This window comes from Streptomyces sp. V4I8, assembly GCF_041261225.1.
Classification (GTDB): domain Bacteria; phylum Actinomycetota; class Actinomycetes; order Streptomycetales; family Streptomycetaceae; genus Streptomyces.
In genome coordinates this window covers 73299-90624 of sequence record NZ_JBGCCN010000003.1, presented here as the reverse complement: position 1 = coordinate 90624, position 17326 = coordinate 73299, and the positions used below count along the sequence as shown (strand labels likewise).

The 17326-nt window shown below is 67.5% G+C and carries 14 protein-coding genes and 4 pseudogenes; 8 read left to right on the top strand and 10 right to left on the bottom strand.

Annotated features, from left to right (window positions below):
• Positions 1-5: 5 nt before the first annotated feature.
• Together ABIE67_RS48710 and ABIE67_RS48705 are read right to left on the bottom strand one after the other, a co-directional pair.
• Positions 6-536, bottom strand: coding sequence for an N-acetyltransferase family protein (locus tag ABIE67_RS48710; RefSeq protein ID WP_370270900.1), 531 nt, complete (start codon positions 534-536; stop codon positions 6-8).
• Entirely contained in the window at positions 521-1507 is a 987-nt protein-coding gene (locus tag ABIE67_RS48705; RefSeq protein ID WP_370270899.1) for a hypothetical protein, read from the bottom strand. The genes ABIE67_RS48710 and ABIE67_RS48705 overlap by 16 nt, the downstream gene beginning before the upstream one ends.
• A gap of 512 nt (positions 1508-2019) precedes the next feature.
• Between ABIE67_RS48705 and ABIE67_RS48700 the strand changes: the two are divergent.
• The 7 genes and pseudogenes from ABIE67_RS48700 to ABIE67_RS48670 form a co-directional block, all read left to right on the top strand.
• Positions 2020-2328 (top strand): annotated as a pseudogene (locus tag ABIE67_RS48700) (ATP-binding protein); the annotation flags it as partial.
• A gap of 133 nt (positions 2329-2461) precedes the next feature.
• Entirely contained in the window at positions 2462-2644 is a 183-nt protein-coding gene (locus ABIE67_RS48695; RefSeq protein ID WP_370271009.1) for a hypothetical protein, read from the top strand.
• Between the two features lie 248 nt (positions 2645-2892).
• Positions 2893-3030: a hypothetical protein gene (locus tag ABIE67_RS48690; protein ID WP_370271007.1), complete on the top strand. Its 138-nt coding sequence runs from the start codon at positions 2893-2895 to the stop codon at positions 3028-3030.
• A gap of 20 nt (positions 3031-3050) precedes the next feature.
• Positions 3051-4238 (top strand): cupin domain-containing protein, encoded by a 1188-nt coding sequence (locus ABIE67_RS48685; RefSeq protein ID WP_370270898.1) that lies wholly within the window; start codon positions 3051-3053, stop codon positions 4236-4238.
• On the top strand, positions 4235-5134 hold the full coding sequence (locus tag ABIE67_RS48680) for an aldo/keto reductase (protein ID WP_370270897.1): 900 nt from the start codon (positions 4235-4237) through the stop codon (positions 5132-5134). Before ABIE67_RS48685 ends, ABIE67_RS48680 begins: the two co-directional genes overlap by 4 nt.
• Before the next feature lie 19 nt (positions 5135-5153).
• Positions 5154-5957 carry a hypothetical protein gene (locus tag ABIE67_RS48675; protein WP_370270896.1) on the top strand — a complete coding sequence of 268 codons (804 nt, stop codon included), beginning with the start codon at positions 5154-5156 and terminating at the stop codon, positions 5955-5957.
• Positions 5958-6247: 290 nt separating this feature from the next.
• On the top strand, positions 6248-7405 hold the full coding sequence (locus tag ABIE67_RS48670; RefSeq protein ID WP_370270895.1) for an MFS transporter: 1158 nt from the start codon (positions 6248-6250) through the stop codon (positions 7403-7405).
• Here ABIE67_RS48670 and ABIE67_RS48665 read toward each other — a convergent pair.
• The 6 genes and pseudogenes from ABIE67_RS48665 to ABIE67_RS48640 all read right to left on the bottom strand — a co-directional run.
• Positions 7336-8040, bottom strand: coding sequence for an IS6 family transposase (locus ABIE67_RS48665; RefSeq protein ID WP_370270894.1), 705 nt, complete (start codon positions 8038-8040; stop codon positions 7336-7338). The genes ABIE67_RS48670 and ABIE67_RS48665 overlap by 70 nt on opposite strands.
• 269 nt (positions 8041-8309) lie before the next feature.
• Positions 8310-8456: pseudogene (locus ABIE67_RS48660) on the bottom strand (histone-like nucleoid-structuring protein Lsr2); the annotation flags it as partial.
• Between the two features lie 128 nt (positions 8457-8584).
• Positions 8585-8968: a hypothetical protein gene (locus ABIE67_RS48655; protein WP_370270893.1), complete on the bottom strand. Its 384-nt coding sequence runs from the start codon at positions 8966-8968 to the stop codon at positions 8585-8587.
• A gap of 62 nt (positions 8969-9030) precedes the next feature.
• Positions 9031-9348, bottom strand: a complete 318-nt coding sequence (locus ABIE67_RS48650; protein WP_370270892.1) for a hypothetical protein — start codon at positions 9346-9348, stop codon at positions 9031-9033.
• Positions 9349-9413: 65 nt separating this feature from the next.
• A pseudogene (locus ABIE67_RS48645) lies at positions 9414-10227 on the bottom strand (integrase core domain-containing protein); the annotation flags it as partial.
• A gap of 9 nt (positions 10228-10236) precedes the next feature.
• Positions 10237-10557, bottom strand: a pseudogene (locus tag ABIE67_RS48640) (transposase family protein); the annotation flags it as partial.
• Positions 10558-11297: 740 nt separating this feature from the next.
• Here ABIE67_RS48640 and ABIE67_RS48635 point away from each other — a divergent pair.
• Complete coding sequence (locus ABIE67_RS48635; protein WP_370270891.1) at positions 11298-14786, top strand: trypsin-like serine protease; 3489 nt, start codon at positions 11298-11300, stop codon at positions 14784-14786.
• Between the two features lie 659 nt (positions 14787-15445).
• Here ABIE67_RS48635 and istB read toward each other — a convergent pair.
• Positions 15446-16327 (bottom strand): IS21-like element helper ATPase IstB, encoded by an 882-nt coding sequence (istB, locus tag ABIE67_RS48630; RefSeq protein ID WP_370251535.1) that lies wholly within the window; start codon positions 16325-16327, stop codon positions 15446-15448.
• Positions 16328-17269 (bottom strand): transposase, encoded by a 942-nt coding sequence (locus tag ABIE67_RS48625; protein ID WP_370270890.1) that lies wholly within the window; start codon positions 17267-17269, stop codon positions 16328-16330. It abuts the gene before it with no gap.
• Positions 17270-17326 lie beyond the last annotated feature (57 nt).

Genomic DNA, 17326 nt, shown 5'->3' with positions numbered 1-17326 from the left:
GCCGGTCAGCGCAGGTTGCGGAGCATGACCGCATACAGCGGGGAGTCGGGGAACGGCTGACGCTCGCCGACCTTTCGGTAACCCCATCCCTCGTACAGCGCTTGCAGCTTCGGCCGCTTGGTGTCGACGGTGAGCACGGCCAGGGCCTCGGGCCGTTCGTCGAGTAGGGCCGAGTGCAGGCGCTCGCCCAAGCCCTGCTTGCGCCACTTCGGCCGCAGCATCAGTTCCGACACAGCGAAGGTGGAGGGGTCCGCCGGCGCGTGGTCGAGATACTCGCGCCACCATTCCCGGCCCGGCTCGGACGGTGAGCCGTAGGTGAAGCCGACCGCTTCCCCGCCCGCGTAAGCGATCACGCACGCGAACCCCTCGCGCCCGCCCCAGTGGTCCACGAACCAGGGGAAGCGCTGCACGAACTCCTCGTGGATGCGGTCGGCGTATGCGTCGGCGTGCACGTCCAAGAGGGTCTGCCGGATTTCGGGGAGATCGGCATGGGAGAAGTGGCGGAAGTCGACTGCCGAGGTCACGCGGTGCTCCATTCGGATCGGTATCGGTCGCCCCACTCTCGCGCAACGTGAGCCGCGGGCGCGAGGGTGAGCAGATCGCGATAGAAGTCCCCGAGCAGGACACGCAGGCGGCCGGGAAGTTGGCTGCCGGTCATCAGCTCGAACACGTCTTCCGTGGTGGTGCACGCCTGCTCAGCGTCGCCCTGGTGGAGCTGCGCGAGCGCGAGATGCACGGTGGCCATCGCGCGGTTGCGCCGGTACTCCTTCGGTAGAGCGGCCAGAGCCCGGTGTGAGGCGGCCTCAGCGTGTGCCGGTTCGTCGAGCTGTTCTCGGACGATCGCGGCCAGGGCGTGAAGCTCCGCAGGCCCGTAGAAGGCCACCCAGCCCGGCCGTGGCTGCAACTCGGCTTTACCTAGGGCCTCTTCGGCGTATCCGAGAGACCGGATGGCCGCCTGCCGGTTCCCCTGTTCGGCGTGGCCGATGGCCGTGCGGGCGTGGGCGAGGGAGCCGAACAGGGGGTCGCGGCGAGTGATCGCCGTTGCCTGCGCGGCCTGGGCTGCGGCGATGCCCTCTCCGGCGTCGCCGCGCTGGTGGGCGAGGATGGCGGTGGAGTTCCATACCCGCATCTGCGCCATGGGGTCCTGTGCCATCCCGGCGAGCCGTAGCGCCTCGTTCAGGTGGGTCTGTGCACGGTCGAGCTGGCGGGCGTCGATGCAGGACCACGCCGCGGTGGCGGTGTAGTCGGCGGCGATGCTGAACAGCCGCTGCCGGATGGTCTGGGATGCGGCCTTGTCTTGCAGGCCGACGGCTTCGGCCGCGCCGGCGAGCGCGGCCTTCTCCAGCGCGGCATGGCCGCCCTTGCTCTGATCGAGCGCGGTGAGAGTGTCCATGCCGCTGCGCAGACGCATCACGTCGGAGGTGCCGACGGTGGGCCGGACGGCGATGAGGGGGACCGCTGCGGCGGCGGTGCCCACGGTGGCGGTGCAGAAGCGGCGGCGGATCACGTCGGGGTCCTCTGGGGGCGGTGCGGGTGTACCAGGGGGGTAGAAGCCGAGGCACTCGGCTGTACATCCGAATACTGCCCTCAGTGCCTCGCGTTGGCGCTGGTGAGGCCATCTGGATTTTCCGGTTAGCCAGTTCCTGACGGTGCGGTCTGTGACGGTGCCCTTGTGCCCGGCAGACCTCAGCTCGTCGCTCACCTTGTCCGCTAACACGCCCTGCTTCAGCCCGTGTTCCTCCATGTGGGCCTGCAACCGGAAATTTTTCTCCACCTACCCACCGTAGCCACGTGATCATGCTGCGTGCAGGGGGATGAAGGGTTCTCGCTCTGGAAATTTCCGGTCACCGCGAGTAGCAACCAGCCCATTTTTCCTACCTCTTGACCACGCTTTGCCGTTGCACTGGATACGCGCCACCCCCCGAGGCCCGTGCCTCGGGTGTGGCGGCTGACGGTCCGGCCCCGCATCCCCCGTCGGGGCCGGACTGTCCCCCCGTCCCCTGACCAAGGCGTTGATCCATGACGATGACGGCGACCAGGCCCCGCACCAAAGGGCACCCCGGCTACAGCGAGATCCATCCCCGCACCGAGGCGACGGCCCCCCTGGCCCGCGGCCTGGTCCGCACTGCGTGCGCAACCTGGGGCCTCACGGACGAGATGACCGACACCGCTGCCCTCGTGATCGTCGAACTCCTCTCCAACGCCGTCCGGCGCGCCTGGGGCGAGTCGGTGCGGGTCATCGTCGACCGACCCAGCGACAAGCGCGTGCGCCTGGCGGTCGTCGACCGGGCTCCCAACCGTCTTCCTCACCTGCACATCCCGCAGGGCGAGGAGCAGAGCGGGCGCGGCCTGGTCCTGATCGAGGCCCTGAGTGAGAGGTGGGGCTATGACGGCTCGGCCCCGCCGCCCGCCCGTGGGGCAAAAGCTGCTGGGCCGAACTCTCCGTGCAGCAGGGGGACCCGTGATCCTCGACGACATCGACGAGGCGTTACAGGAAGCCACCCGTGCGCAGCGTCGGCGCAAGCGCCAGCGACGAACGCGGCGATCCCGGATCGGCTGGCGGCAGGTGATCGCCCAAGTCCTATACGTCCTCGCGATCACCGCTTTCGTTCTCGCCCTGCTCTCCCACAGCGACGGCCGATGATCTCCGGCGGCCGGGCGGTGCGTGAGGCTCTCGCCCGGCCGCCGGTCTCCACCTCTGTTCCAGGGCTCGGCCCGGAGACGCCCCCTTCGTCACCGGGCTACCGGCCGCCCGCCCCATCCCCCTCTCCCCACGGGCGGGCGGCCCCACAAAGCCCCCTGCCCGGGGCCGCACTCGTACTCACTGCGGCCTCGGCAGGGTCATCCGAGGCCGGGCAACCGGCCCGGCCTCGCAACCCCTTGGAGGATGCAATGCCCGAGAACGGAATCCCGTCGGCTGAGAACGCGGGCGGCCTGCTCGTTGCCGCCCGGCGGATCGCTGCGGCCCGTGGCCGCTTCGAGCAGGAGTCCGACGGTGGCAGCACCGGCGTGTCCGACTCCAACGACTGACCGAAGGGCCGCATCCCACGATGATTGACACCGCATCGTGGGCGGAGCGTCTGGGTGGGGTTGAATTCCTTACCCAGACGCTTTTCCGCTCACACAAGATCGTCCCTGGGGACGCGGACGACGTCCGCGATCTGCTCACCTGGGACGCACTGAACCACGTCCTTGCATCCCACCGAATCGATCCCCCGCGGCTGCGCCTCTCCCAGGGCGGCGAACCCGTCCACCACCACCGGTATACGCAGCCGGAGACGACCCGCCGGGGTGTGGCATGGCGGCGCGTGCAGGCCGCCGCGCTGCATGACCGGCTCGCCGAGGGCGCTTCCCTCGTCGTGGACGCCATCGACGAGATGCACCCGCCGATCGGTGCCGCAGCCGAGTCCCTCGAACGCTTCCTGTGCACTCCCGTACAGGTGAACGCCTATGCGTCGTGGACCGCCGAAGAAGGCTTCGGTACCCATTGGGACGATCATGATGTGGTCGTTGTCCAGCTGTACGGCGCGAAGCGGTGGCGGCTGTACGGTCCGACCCGGCAGGCCCCCGCCTGGCGGGACACGGAAGCTCCGGCCGCACCGGAGGGCCCTCCTCTGGTGGATGCGGTCCTGAAGGCGGGTGACATCCTCTACCTGCCGCGCGGCTGGTGGCACGCCGTATCCGCCGACCAGGGCACTCCATCCCTGCACCTGACGTTCGGTCTCGGTACTCGTATCGGTGCTGACTTCCTGAACTGGGCCGTTGACCAGCTCCGTTCCCGGCTCGCGTTCCGACTCGACGTGCCGCGCTTCGCTCCGGTGGAGGACCAGGCCGCCTACGTCGCCCAGCTAGGCAAGGAACTGGCGGCGCTGCTCGACGAGCCCGGCATCCTCGGCCAGTGGGCCCGCTCCATGGACACCACCCACCCCGGCCGCCATCGTCCGTCCCTGCCGTACGTCACCGATGTGCCGGCGAACCCGTTCGTCACGGTGCGGCTCACCTGCCCGCGCGCCCGGCTCGCGGACGGCGAGGACGGCACGGTCACGCTCGCCGCCGCCGGAACGGCGTGGGACTTCGCCGCCCCCGCCCGCCCGCTCCTCGAACTCCTCGTAGCCGGTCAGCCGATCGACCTCGGGGACCTCGCCGAGTGGGCCGCATTGCCGCTTGAGGACGTCGCCGCCGTGGTGAGCGTGCTCGTCAAGGGACAGGCCGCCGCTGTCGTAGGGGCCGCGCTGTGAGCGCCGTCCTGGGGCTGGGCACGTACCGGGTGCGCGACGTCACCAAGGCGGCGCACCTTGCCTGCGGGGCGGGGGCGGCGTGGATCGACACCGCCCCCAACTACCAAAACGGTCGCGCTCACCGGGAACTGCCGCCCGTCATCGCCGACCACCCCGGCGTGAGAGTGTCGACGAAGGCTGGGTTCATCTCCGGTCACCAGCGGCAGGCAGCAGTGGCGACAGGAGTTCTCCCCCCGCAGGCCGCCGCGTCCGGGCACAGCCTCGCCCCGCGCTTCCTGCGCTGGCAGACCGCCCGATCCCTGGTGCACCTCCGCCGTGTCGACCTCGTGTTCGTCCACAACCCCGAACGGGTTGGAGACGACCGGGACGCCGTCCACACGGCGCTGCGTGAGGCGTTCACCGTTTTGGAGGACTTCGCGCGCGGCGGACGGATCGGCGGCTATGGCGTCGCTACCTGGTCGGGCTTCGACATCGGGGCCTTCACGGTGCCCGAACTCCTCGCCCTGGCCCGCGAAGCCGCCGGCGGCCCGGACCACCACCTCAGGGCCGTACAGCTCCCGGTCTCGCTGGTCGCGGTCCGGCCGATCACGCTCGCCCTCGACGGCCGCGGCCCGCTCGTCCAGGCCCGCGCCGCCGGCCTGACCACGTTCGGCTCATCCCCCTTGCACGGCGGGGAGCTCCCGGGCCTGGTCACCCCGGAACTGGTGGACTTCATCCGGCCCGGCGCCTCACCGGCAGGCGCCTGCCTGCTCGCCGCCGCCTCGTGCCCGAGCCTCGATGTGGTCCTCACCTCCGTGAGCACCGAAGCGCACTGGTTGGAGGCCCAAGGAGCGCTCGCCCTACCGTTGGACGCCCACCGACTGAGAGAGGTAGCCGATGTCCTCGCCGCCGCCTGACGACGCCACACGGGTCCGGATGCGCGACGCCCACGCGAGAGGGGCACGCGCACTCGGCGCCGAGCCGTCCGGGCCGGAGGCGTGGGGCTGGGAGGGCCGCACCCTCGGCCGCCGCGCCGGGCACCTGTGGCTGCGGGTGCTGTCCATGCCCGAGGAGAAAGCAGGCGGCCGACTCTGGGAAGGTGCGGCCACGGCCGCCGTGCGCATCCCGGAGAGCGTGCCGCGCCCCAAGCTGGTCGGCATCGGTACTTGGACGAACGACGGCAATGCCTACCGCGCTGAACTCACCGAGTACGTCACCCTCCCCGTACTCCAGAGCGGCGGCCCCGTCCTGGAACAACCGCCGAACCTGCCTGACGCGTGGTGGGCGGCACTGCGGCGCGCAGTCGACGACATCGCCACAGTGCCCACCGACCGCCACGCCGTACGGCAGCAGTGGATCGACCGCGGTTTCCCCGCCTTCCTCGGCATCCCCCCGGTCACCGTCACCGACTGGACCACCGGGCACGGCGACTTCCACTGGGGCAACCTCACCGGCCACCCCCTCACCATCCTCGACTGGGAAGGCTGGGGACGAACGCCGGTCGGGTTCGATGTCGGCATGATGCACGCCTACACTCTGCGCGTGCCCGAGACGGCGGCTCGGCTGCGTGCCGAGTTCGCCCACGTCTTCGACACCGAAGCGGGCCGGACTGGCGAACTCGTCGCCGTCGCCCAGCTCCTCCAAGTGGCCTCGCGCGGAGGACATCCCGAACTCGCCCCGCTCCTGGCCGAACACGCCCACAAGCTCACGGGTGTACAACCGCCGCAGACTGGCCGGTAGTTGCTCTGTGGCAATACCCCTCTGCCGCTTCTGCCAGTCTCCGGCCGAGCAGCGCGAGACACAGCATTGGTGGTGTACGAACCCGGGATGCAACGCGGTCCGCGCGCCCGCCGGGTTCTGGGTGCGTCTCGGCCCCCGCGCGCGAGACCCGGAGCCCCTGCGCGACGAGGACGACACTTAACCTCCTCACGACAGTGCCCCGCCCCCGCTCAAGTACCAGGGGCGGGGCACTGTCGTGTCAGACGGCGGATGCTGTCTCCCCCGGCTCCCTCATCGGCCGTCTGTGACCGGTGGCGCTGCACGTCGGGGACGGGATTCGGCTGGACTGGAGTTCTTCGCGGGCGGGCTGTTGCGTCTGCGACAGACGATCTTTCTTGTGCCTTAGAGTCGGGGCAGCCTTCCCGGTGGCGTCTCGCCGCCGGGATTTCGTTGTTCCTGGGCGGAGTTGGATCTTGCGGAGAGCGCGGCTGCTGAACTGGACGGCGGAGGCTGGCCCTCGGATTGGTTGGGCGGCGCGCATCCGGGAAGCGGGGGCGCCCCTCCGCCTTCGCCCGTACCGGCTGCACTTCACGGCACGCGTGTTGTCGTGGACCGGCTCGGCCGTCAGCCCGATTGCCCTCGCCTTTGCCGTGCTGCACATCGGTGGGGGAGCGGGTGCGCTCGGCCTGGTCCTTGCGGCGAGTGTCGCGCCGCAGATCCTTCTACTCCTGGTGGGCGGAGTCGTCGCTGACCGGCTTCCGCGCGCCCGGGTCATGGTGTGGTCCAACATCGTGTGCGCACTCGCCGAGGGCCTGGCCGCGGCGCTGCTGTGGTCCGGGACGGCCCGGGTATGGCACCTGGTGCTGATGTCCGGGGTCTGCGGTGCGGCATCGGCGTTCTTCACTCCGGCCGCGGGCGGCATCGTGAAGGAAGTGGTGCCACCGGAGGCGCGGCACGCGGCGAACGCCCTGTTGAAGATTGCTCAGAACCTCGTCAAGGTGGGCGGCCCGGCCCTCGGTGGTGTCCTCGTCGCCGCGTTCGGGTCGGCCTGGGCCATCGGATGGGACGCGGTGACGTTCGTCTTCTCCGCCCTCCTGTTCGCCCGGATCGATCTCAAGCCGGGGCCGGTGAAGGTGCGGACAGGGTTCCTGGCTGATCTGCGGGACGGGTGGACCGACTTCCGCTCCCGCCGGTGGCTCTGGGTGATGGTCGTACAAGGCGCGCTCGTCGTACCCGTGTGGCTGGTCGGGTACCAGCTCCTCGGCCCCGTCTACGGCGAGCGGTTCCTCGGCGGGGCGGGACTGTGGGGCCTGGTCGTCGCCGCGCGTCGTCAAGTTGCTGGTGTGACTGACGAGTTGGGGTGTGCCGAGGGGGTAGCTGGGTCGAGGGGACGTTCCGGTCAGCCGGTCGTTGCCATACTGGTGATGGTCTTCCAGGTGTGGAATCGTTCGGTCATCTCGGTGCGGTAGTGACTGGCTGTGATCAGATGCCGTCGTGGGCGGAAGTGCGAGGAGATCCGGGAGAAGGCAGCCAGGAATCTCTGTGCCGCCCCCGTCGAGCGGAAGTTCTTCATGGCTTTCTCGCGCTGCCTCGTTGGCTGGTGGCTGTTCTCGGCGCGGTTGTTCCAGTACTTCGAACTGCGGTGCTCCACGGAGGGCATCACCTGGCGGTGGGCGGCCCCGTAACTGCGGAGCTTGTCGGTCACGATCACACGGGGCACGTACTCAAGGTCCTTGAGGAGCTTGCGGAAGAACCGCCTGGCTGCAGCCGCATCGCGCTTGTTGGTCACGAGGATGTCGAGGACGTTGCCGTCCTGGTCGACGGCTCGCCACAGGTACCTCATCTGTCCATTGACCTTGATGAACACCTCGTCCATGTGCCATTTGTCGCCCGGGCGCGCCTGCCGGCGGCGCAGCTGCCGGGCGTAGGCGGGGCCGAAAGCGGCACACCAGGCACGGATACTCTCGTAGGAAACGGTGATCCCGCGTTCAAAGAGGAGCTCCTCAACCTCGCGGAACGAGAGAGGGAAACGGTGATACAGCCACACAGCGTGACTGATCACCTCGGCCGGGAATCGATAGCCCTTGTACGACGGCGTCTCCACGACCAGCCCCTCCCACAACGATCTACACCAAGATCATCCCACCCCACTCCTCAACTTGACGACGCCCCGGCACCGACCCCGTACACGTCACAGCGCTCCTGTGACTTCTGCCGGACGGCCGCTCCCCGGTCCACCAGTGGGCGGACTCGAAAACGAAGCTGCACGTCACATCGCAAACCCGCACAACCGCGGCTCGCAAGATAGCAGCGCGAGCGTGCGGGTGAGCAGTACAAGCCGGCCCGGGTAGCAGGCCAGGTCCTGCTGATGCGTCACCGAGTGGCTTCGTAGGCTTCTCGGATCTCCTGGGGGACACGACCACGGTCGTTGACGTCATAGCCGTTGGCACGCGCCCATGCCCGCACCTCTTCAGCACTGGCCCCCGCGGCCGACGCCTTACGCGCGCCTCCCGCCTTCCTGACCCTGCGCCTGCTGAAAACTCATCCGCCCAGGTGGAAGGGGCGTCTCGACGACGACTCTGGGATTGGCTGCCTCGCTGGTAGCGGGGGAGAGCCGCACGGTGCCTGGGCAGTGCCATGGCAGGGCTTCACACGGTCTGTACGGTGATTGTCCCGCTGTCGGGCATCTGGTCGAGATACGCCTGAATGTCCTCGGGGTTCGAGGTAGCAATGATTGCCGCGTCAATCTCGACGGCAGTCAGGACGGCCAGGCCGTCGATCGGGTCGGGTTTCTTCTTCGGCGGAAGTCCCGCTCGCCTGATCAGTTCGCCGACTCGTCGCCAGTCGGTCTCGGTGTAACAGCACACCACGGCACAGTCCTTGAGTGCGCGAGCCAGCTGCGCCGTCTTGGCTCCACCTCGCCAGGCCTGGGCGATGACAGGGGCTGGCACGACAGGCTGCCCGGCAAGGCAGTATTCGGTGTGCCGCAGCCTGGCCTGCGAATTGCCAGGCGCGGCGAGAGCGATGAGCATGCCGGCGTCGTAGACGACATCGCCGAGTGACTCGGCAGCCGGGAAGGTGGGACAGCCCCAGTTCACGCCGCGGTCCGGCGCGCGCGGGCGGCGGCCGCCCGCGCGCGAGCCGAGGCGATCTCCTGACGGATACGCTCCGCCTCCTCCGGCGCCACGTCCTCCGCGGCCGGCCACTCCACAGTCGCTGCTTCCGCTTCCGCACCGGCGATCACGGCATCGATGTCGGCGAAAGCGGCCGTCACGCGGGCTCGCCGCGCGGCCTCACGCAGGGCTGCGGACACCATGAACGCGGACACGTCCTGGCTGCCCTCCGCAGCTGCGCCCTTGATCCGTTCGGCTTGGCCGGGGTCGAGGCTGATAGAAATGCGCATCTTTGCCATACCCACCAGCGTAACACGACGTAATACGAATGCGCTCTCTGTCGGCGGTTGCCCGTCCGTGCAGGTCACGCGGCTCTACCTTCGTATTCGTGGAGGATGCCGCCCAGGCGGTCTCGTCTGCGTACATCGAGGCGGGCCGTCTCGTCCGGATCTGTGATCGGCGTGGGTAAGGAGTGCAGTGGCCGGGCGTTCGCGATGCCCTGGTGGGGCCGGTGCCTGTTGTAGAAGTCTTCGAACTCTCGCAGGGTGTGGAGGAGATGGCGCCGGTTCCAGATCAAGGTCCGGTCCAGTAGTTCGCGGCGGCAGGTCTGTACCCAGCGTTCCATGATCGCGTTTCATCCGGGGCATCCGGATGCCGCTGAGCACAACCACGATGCCCGCATCGGCCAGGACGGCGTCGAACAGGGCGGGGAACTTCCCGTCCCGGTCCCGGATCATGAACCGCGCGCGGCGGCAGCCGGCATCCTCGAGGTCCATGACGAGGTTCTTCGCGGCCTGCGTCACCCAGGAGACGGTGGGGTGCGCGGTTGCGCCCAGGACCCGGACCCGGCGGCTGGCGTGCTCGATCACCGCGAAGACGTACATTCGTGCTCCGGACAGGGTGACTGTCTCGAAGAAGTCGCAGGCGAGCAGGGCCTCGGCCTGCGAGCGCAGGAAGTCCGGCCAGGTACTGGAGCTCCGTTCGGGCGCGGGGTCGATACCGGCATCCTTGAGGATCTCCCAGACGGTGGAGGCAGCGATCTTGATGCCGAGGGTGGCGAGTTCGCCGTGTACCCTGCGGTAGCCCCACGACGGGTTCTCGCGTGCCAGGCGCAGCACCAGGGCCCTGATCGAGCGAACGGTGCGCGGGCGGCCCGGCTTCTTCGGCCGAGAGATGCGGACGTGGCGCTGCTCGCACTCCGCGAGCGTGCCGTCGAGCAGGACGTGATCGGGATCCGTTTCCCGCAGGATCCGCAGCGGGCCGGGCGCCCGCCGGGAGAGATGGTCGATGACAGCGGTGACGTAGGCGTGGGCGGTGCCCACGGAGATCCTGAAACCGGCCGCGATCTGCGCGAGGGTGTCGTGCCGGCGGAGGTAGACCAGGCCGACGAGAGCCCGCTGGTGCGGGGGCAGCTTGCAGCGGCGGTCACCCTCACGGGTGACGATGAGCATGGTGACCCACTCGACGAGGGCATGGGGCAGGTCGAGTGCGGCAGGATACGGAACCAACGAGGCTCCTGTGCTGATGAGTTGAGACGTTGAACACCTCTCTCAACAGCCAGGAGCCTCGTGCGTTGCGGGAACCTGCCCCGTCACCCGTCCGGTGGCCGCTCTGAAAAGGCTCAGTCATGCGTTCGGGGCGGTGTCGACCCCTCGTTCGCCACCGAATGGTGCTCGTTCCGCACGCTCTCCACGTGGCCCAACGTCCGTAGGCGCCTTGAACGCGCACGGTCGAGTGGCGAAGCCGCTGACTTGAGCAAGATCCAACGGCGAAAAGGAAGATCCTTTGTCACAGGACAAACTTGATAGCGCCCTCTGGAGGGGTTCGTGCTGCCCCTTGACCTGTGACAGCGAAGTCGGGACGGCTGTCAGCGAAGTTGGGATCTGAACAGGCAGGCGAGTTCCTGCTGGGCGGTCGAGCAGCGTGGAAGATCTCTCTCGGCCCTGGCACGTGACCCGGAGATTCTTTCGCTGGTTCGGGTTGTATTGCGGTAGGTGATGTGTGTCGCACCGTCGGGTGGTTGGGATAAGGCTGTCTTTGGGTCCGTGCTGTTCCCGGGGCATGGTTTTGGCATGCAGAGCGCAACGTTCTGAGCCCTTGCTGGCTTTTCCTGTTTCGCCCTTGATATGGCCGGGATCACGTCTGCCCCTGCATAACGGGGCCAGGTCGGCTGGGGGGTGACGGCGCCGGGCTTGATGTGTTTCTGTCGTTGACAGCTCGTCTTACGGAGTTATCCGGCAACAGTTACATGAGGAGGATGAGGGACATGGCACGTCACAAGAGGGTGCGCGCGGAGCTGGCATCGGGCTGCGGGCCTGTATCGACCAACAAGTGGTTGCGTAATGCGACGATCGCCACGTTCATCGGAGTCACGGCGTCCATGAGCAGCCAGCTTGTGGATGCTCCCAGTGCCAGCGCGATCGGCAGCGGGCTGGAAGGCTATGAGAAGCACCAGCCGAATGAGGCCCGCCACGTGGTTCACATTAAATATAGCGACGGCAAGTCTGCGTATGTCGGGACCGGATTTGTTGTCGGACGCAGGTTAATTGTTACCGCGGCGCATGTGATTGAGGGGTCAGAATCAAATCCCCGGAACGTGACAGTTACCTACAGGGACGGGAATGGGAAACCGCACACAGTATCCGCAGAAAAGACATATATAGCTCCCGGTTTCGCTAAAGATCGCAATGGCAATGATTACGGCGCTATCGGACTGAAAGAATCACTGCCGCCGAGTGTTCCACAAGTGGCGCTGCCCGGCGATCCAGGTATCGATTTACCCAGTTCGAAGAGTTACAGTGCGCGAGCATACGGCTACAGAGAGCAGACGGAAGACAAACTGCAAGGCGTGAAGTCGAAATGGGCCGAGACGGCACCCCAGAATCCCACCATCTATGATGCAATCAAGTTTGCCAACGATAATAAAGATAGAGCTTATCGGTACGCCACTAGCCCATCTTCTAACCCCCTTAGCGGAAATGTTCAAGCTAAGGAAGCTGGCGACTCCATATGGCATGCTGATAATGTGAATTTATATCACTATAAAAAGGGCGCTAATCCGGCTGATGTGATTCGTGGGATGCCTGCTTGGGGCGGTGACAGTGGTGGCCCGCTGGTCACTAAGGATAAAAACGGAATTCCTGTGGCGATCGGTATCGCTAAGGATGGCAACTTGACTGGTACAAACTGGACGCGGACTGATCACGGGTTGCTGCCTGGGCATGGGTTACGGGACGTCCTTGACGCGGCGGAAAAAGGCGGATTTGGTCGGGATATGGATCCGAAGAATGCCTTTAAGGATCCCGATGGGGAGGTGCCGTCTGGGCCCGGAGCGGGTGCTAAGCAAGGGCCGACGGATGCTGCTATCGGTGGGATAGCCAAGCGGCAGCAGGAGACGGCTGCGGAGGTTAGATACTCAGCCCCGGCTGGTGTTAGCGGGGCTGGGCAGGAGACCGGGTCGAAGCCGTCCAGTTCCACTGACGCGGGTGGTCAGCAGTCTCAGGCGAAGTTGGGTGAGCCTGGTGGTGGTCTTGGTACCGGCGAGAGGCAGGTTTACGGCCATGGGAAGGATGGTTCGTGGCATCCGGTGAAGCCTGGGTCTTCGCTGGAGGGTTTTGACCGTTTTGATGGTTACAGCCAGGGTAAGGACGGCGGCTGGCAGCCGATGAAGGACCCTGGGGGTTACCTGCGGGGGCAGGTGAAGCCCGTGGATGGGCCGGAGTCTGCGTCGGGGCAGTCGGTGCCGGGCGCGAAGCCTGCTGGTGGTACATCCGACGCGGCGGGGATGACGACGGCCGGTGCTAGGGCTCCTCATACGGATGCGGGTGGTTCGACGCTTCCTGCTGCTGATGGTTCGTATGGGTGGCATGGTGAGCAGGGTGGCTGGCGGGGTGATTGGAAGTACGTCGACGGGAAGTGGCAGGGCGGTTGGACGCAGTCGCAGTCCTCTCCGGATCACCAGGCTCATCAGCAGGGTTCGGGCAGCGGTGGCGCCTCTGGCGGCTCGGCCAGAGGTGGTATGGCTGCTGCGGGTGCTGCGGCTAGGCAGGGTGTGCCGTCTGGTTCGGGTGCTGGTGCTGCCTCTCCAAGCATGGGTGGGGGTAGTTCGGTTACGGCTGCTGCGGGCAGCGGTGGTCCGGCCGCCAGCGCCCCAGCCGCTGGCGGCAAGGGTGCTGCGGGCGCGCTCACCACTGATCCCAAGGGTCTGCCGTCTGGTTCGGAGCAGGCTGGCGGTGGCGTGGCTCTGTCCGGTTCGGCTGCGCCGAGTGCCGCGGCCAGTGATAGCAAGGGCGCCTTGGGCGGGGGCCAGCCGGGCCAGCAAGCTCCCAAGCTGGGTGTGGATGGGTCGAAGTCGGTGCAGGCCGGTGCGGGCTCTATCGGTGGGCAGGCCGCGTCTGGGGCGGACTCGAAGGCCGGTCTGGCTGTGCAGTCGGGTGGTGCTGTGTCGGGGCAGGGGCTCAGCCATCTGTCCGGGCTGGATGGTAAGGCCCAGGACCAGCTGGTGGATGGGGCGAAGGCGTCGGCGGGGTCGGATGGCTCCGGTTCTTCGAATGAGTCTGGCGCGTCGTCGTCTGACGTGTGGGACAAGTGGAGGCAGCAGACGTTCGGCCGGCAGTTGGCGGACTCTGGGGGTAAGTCGGCAGCGGACACCTCGACTACGGCAGGCACGGCGGGCTCGCAGGTGGGTGGGGGTCTGGCCAAGCTTGTTGCGGCTTCTTCCAGCCCTGCTGGAACAGCTGGTTCTGTTTCCGGGAGCGGCGCGTTGGGTTCGGTTGCTGGGAAGGTGGGGGATTCGGGCCCGTCGGGTGGCTCGGCGGTTGACAGGCTCGCGGATGGTTCCGGTGGTTCTGGTTCTGTGAGTCCGTCAGGTGCGTCTGAGACCGGTCTTGGGCAGCAGGCTCCCTCTTCTGGGCTTGGTCATGAGGTGCCGGCTGTTGCTGCGGCTTCGGCTGGGTCTGTGCTGGGTGGGTCGTCGGCGGGGGCTGTGCCTGGTCCGGCTGTGGGTGGGGCTAAGTCTGGTGATGTCTCATCTGCTGCGCCTGCGCCTGCGGTTGCTGGTGGTAGCCAGCTGGGTTCGTCGGTGCCGGTGGGTGGGGGTGGCGACACGGTGCTGAAGGATCTTGGTGGGTTCAAGCAGGGGTCTGTACCGGGTGTGTTGTCTGCGTCGCTTACGTCTGGTTCGTCGGTGTCTGGGGCGGGGCAGGCTGCTGCGCATGCGGCTGGGCCGGCTTCTTCGTCGCTGACGTCGTCTGTGCCTGAGAGCCTGTCTGCTCCTGCTGCTCCTGCTGCTTCTGCTGCTTCTGCTGCTTCTGCTGCTTCTGGTGCTTCTGCGGCGGGGGTGCTTGCTTCTGCGCTGAACACTTCGGCTGTGCCTGTGTCTGCTCCGGTTGCTTCGTCGCTGACGGTGCCTGCGGCTTCGGTTCCGGTTCCGGGTGTGTCCGGGGCGGGGGGTGTGCCGGGTGTGTCTGGGGTTGCTCCGGTTGAGACTGCTGCTCCGTCGCTGACGGAGCCTGTGCCTGCTGCGCCTGTGGAGCCTGCTCCTGTGCCTTCTGCGCCTGTTGCTGTGGCACCGCAGCAGTCTGTGCCTGCTGTGTCTGCTCCGGCTGAGGTTCCGCAGCAGTCTGCTCCGGTTGAGGCTGCGCAGCCTGTGCAGCAGCAGTCTGCTCCGGCTCCGGCTGAGGCTGCGCCTGCTGAACCCGCGCCTGTGGTGGAGCAGGCTCCGGTTCAGCAGCAGTAGTTAGTAGTGGTTGCTGGTGGGGCTGCCGGGGCTGTGGTCGGTCTGGTGGTTGTCCGGGTTTCGGTTCCGGCGGTTCCGCCCCCTGGGCTTGTGTCTGTTGCCTGCGGGTGCCTGTGCCTGTGCCTGTGCCTGTGCCTGTGCCTGTGCCTGTGCCTGTGCCTGTGCCTGTGCCTGTGCCTGTGCCTGTGCCTGTGCCTGTGCCTGCGGGTGCGGGTGCGGGTGGGGGTTGTTGGTTGTGTTGTGTCGTTTTTCGAGTGTTTATCGGAATTTGAAGGGGTTGGGTTGTGATGGGTGTTCGTGTGGTGCGTGGTGGTTCGGGTCGTCATCGTCGGGTTGGTTCGTTTTCGGTGTTGGGTGGTTTAGGTGTGAGGGCGGGGGTGGTGGGGCTGGCGATTGCGGCGGGGGGTGTGCTGGGCGGGGGTCAGGCTCTGGCTGCTGATGTGCCTGCGGCTGCTGCGGAGGGGGCGGGTGCTTCGGCTGCTTCGGGTGCTTCGGGGCAGGCGCAGGCCTCGTCGTCGGTTCAGGCGCAGGCTGCGGCGGCGCAGCAGGTGCTGGGGCAGCTTCCGAAGGAGCAGTTGCAGGCGTTTGTCGGCGGCGGGTGAACCGTGACCCAGTTTGGGCGGGTGAATAGTGACCCAGGTGTCTTCTGTTGTGTGTGTTCAGTCGTCTTGGTTGTCGGTGGGGATGCGTCCGAGTTCGCGGCCGCGCATGCGATACGAATCGCCCTTGAACGAGTGGACCTCGGCGTGGTGGACGAGGCGGTCGATCATGGCGGCGGCCACGGTCTCGTCGCCGAAGACCTCTCCCCAGCGTCCGAAGGGCTTGTTGCTGGTGACGATCACGGACGCGCGTTCGTATCTGTTCGAGATGAGCTGGAAGAACAGGTTCGCGGCTTCGGCCTCGAAGGGGATGTAGCCGACCTCGTCCACCACGATCAGCGGGTAGCGGCCCAGTCTGGTGAGCTCGTCGGCCAGACGGCCGGCTGCGTGGGCGGCGGCGAGCCGGTCGACCCACTCGGAGGCGGTCGCGAAGGCGACGCGGTGTCCGGCCTGGCAGGCTCTGACCGCGAGCCCGATCGCCAGGTGTGTCTTTCCGGTCCCGGGCGGACCCAGGAAAACGGCGTTCTCCTTCCCGGCGATGAAGTCCAACGTACCCAGATGCGCGAGCTGTTGGCGCGTTATCCCGCGCAGATGGGTGACGTCGAGTTCCTCGACCGTTTTGACGGCGGGGAACCTCGCCGCGCGGACGCGGGCCTCGCCGCCGTGCGATTCGCGGGCGCTCACCTCGCGCTGGAGCACGGCGACGAGGTATTCGGCGTGCGTCCAGGACTCCTTGCGGGCGCGTTCGGCCAGCCGTTCGGCGGCGTCCAGCAGGGCCGGGGCCTTCATCGCGCGGGCGAGGAAAGCCAGGTCAGTCAAGGTCTGCCGGCCCGTCCGACGGGAGGATGCCGCCGCTGCCGTCCTGGCGGTGGTGGTCTTCTCGACGGCGCCGGGCTCTTCCTCGCCTTCGTCGTCGCCGGAGGCTGTCGCGGGGCGGGGCATTCAGCTCGCCTCCTTGTCGCCGCCGCCGTCGATGACGGTGAACAGTCGGTCATAGGTGTCCAGTTCGCGCTGTTCGACCTCGACCATCGGGCCGGACGAAGCAGCCAGCCGGCTCTGGCGGGCTGCCTGCTGACGGTGCACTCCCTGACGCATCCGGGTGCCGGTGGCGGCGTGTCCGGGGTCGGTGAGGGTCTGGTGCTTCGCCCAGCACCTGGGGTGCTGGGCGACGATCTCCCCGCCGGTGGCCAGGACGATGACCTCATCGTTGTCACAGAGCACCGTCACCGTCCTCCCGATCGCGGCGGGGTCGACGGAGTAGTCGTTGGTGTCGATGCGGACGTAGTGGTCGCGGCCGAGCCGGATGGAGAAACGCCACCAGGACGGCGGGTCGACCGGCGGCAGCGCGATCATCCCGGACTTGTCCGCCTCCCACCGCTCGCTCGGACGGGCCTGCAGAGCGCGGTGCCGGCGCCGGTTGGCGACCTTCAGCCACTCGCCCAGCTGGGCGTTGAAGTCGTTGGGGCCGGAGAAGTGACGGCCCGGCAGGAAGCTGGTCTCCAGGTAACCATTGGCCCGCTCCACCAGCCCTTTCGTTTCTGGATCGCGGGGGCGGCAGAGGTAGATCCTGGTGGAGAGCAGGCCCGCGAACGCGGCGAACTCGCCGGTCACCTTCCCGCGGCCGATCCCGGACTCGTTGTCCCAGACCAGCATCTTCGGGACGGCGCCCCAGGCGGACAGCAGCCGCCAGTGCCCGTCGATCAGGTCCCCGGTCCGCCGCGAGGGCAGCATCCTCGCGGCGATCATCCGCGAGTAGCCGGACACCATCACCATCACCAGCACCGGCGGCTGCCCGGTCTGCCCGTAGCCGAGCGGGATCTCCGCGTCGGGGAACCACAGGTCGCACTGGGCCAGCTCACCCGGCCGATACGTCGTCCGCGACACCGGGTCCACCGGGATATATGAGGCGCCCCGAAGTTTCCGGACAGTGGTCCCACTAAG

Excerpts from the sequence above, each read along its gene's own strand:
- ABIE67_RS48710 (WP_370270900.1), bottom strand. The coding sequence starts at position 536 with ATGGAGCACCGCGTGACCTCGGCAGTCGACTTCCGCCACTTCTCCCAT.
- ABIE67_RS48690 (WP_370271007.1), top strand. The coding sequence starts at position 2,893 with ATGCCCGAGAACGGAATCCCGTCGGCTGAGAACGCGGGCGGCCTGCTC.
- ABIE67_RS48685 (WP_370270898.1), top strand. The coding sequence starts at position 3,051 with ATGATTGACACCGCATCGTGGGCGGAGCGTCTGGGTGGGGTTGAATTC.
- ABIE67_RS48675 (WP_370270896.1), top strand. The coding sequence starts at position 5,154 with ATGCGCGACGCCCACGCGAGAGGGGCACGCGCACTCGGCGCCGAGCCG.
- ABIE67_RS48655 (WP_370270893.1), bottom strand. The coding sequence starts at position 8,968 with ATGCTCATCGCTCTCGCCGCGCCTGGCAATTCGCAGGCCAGGCTGCGG.
- ABIE67_RS48650 (WP_370270892.1), bottom strand. The coding sequence starts at position 9,348 with ATGGCAAAGATGCGCATTTCTATCAGCCTCGACCCCGGCCAAGCCGAA.
- ABIE67_RS48635 (WP_370270891.1), top strand. The coding sequence starts at position 11,298 with ATGAGGAGGATGAGGGACATGGCACGTCACAAGAGGGTGCGCGCGGAG.
- istB (WP_370251535.1), bottom strand. The coding sequence starts at position 16,327 with ATGCCCCGCCCCGCGACAGCCTCCGGCGACGACGAAGGCGAGGAAGAG.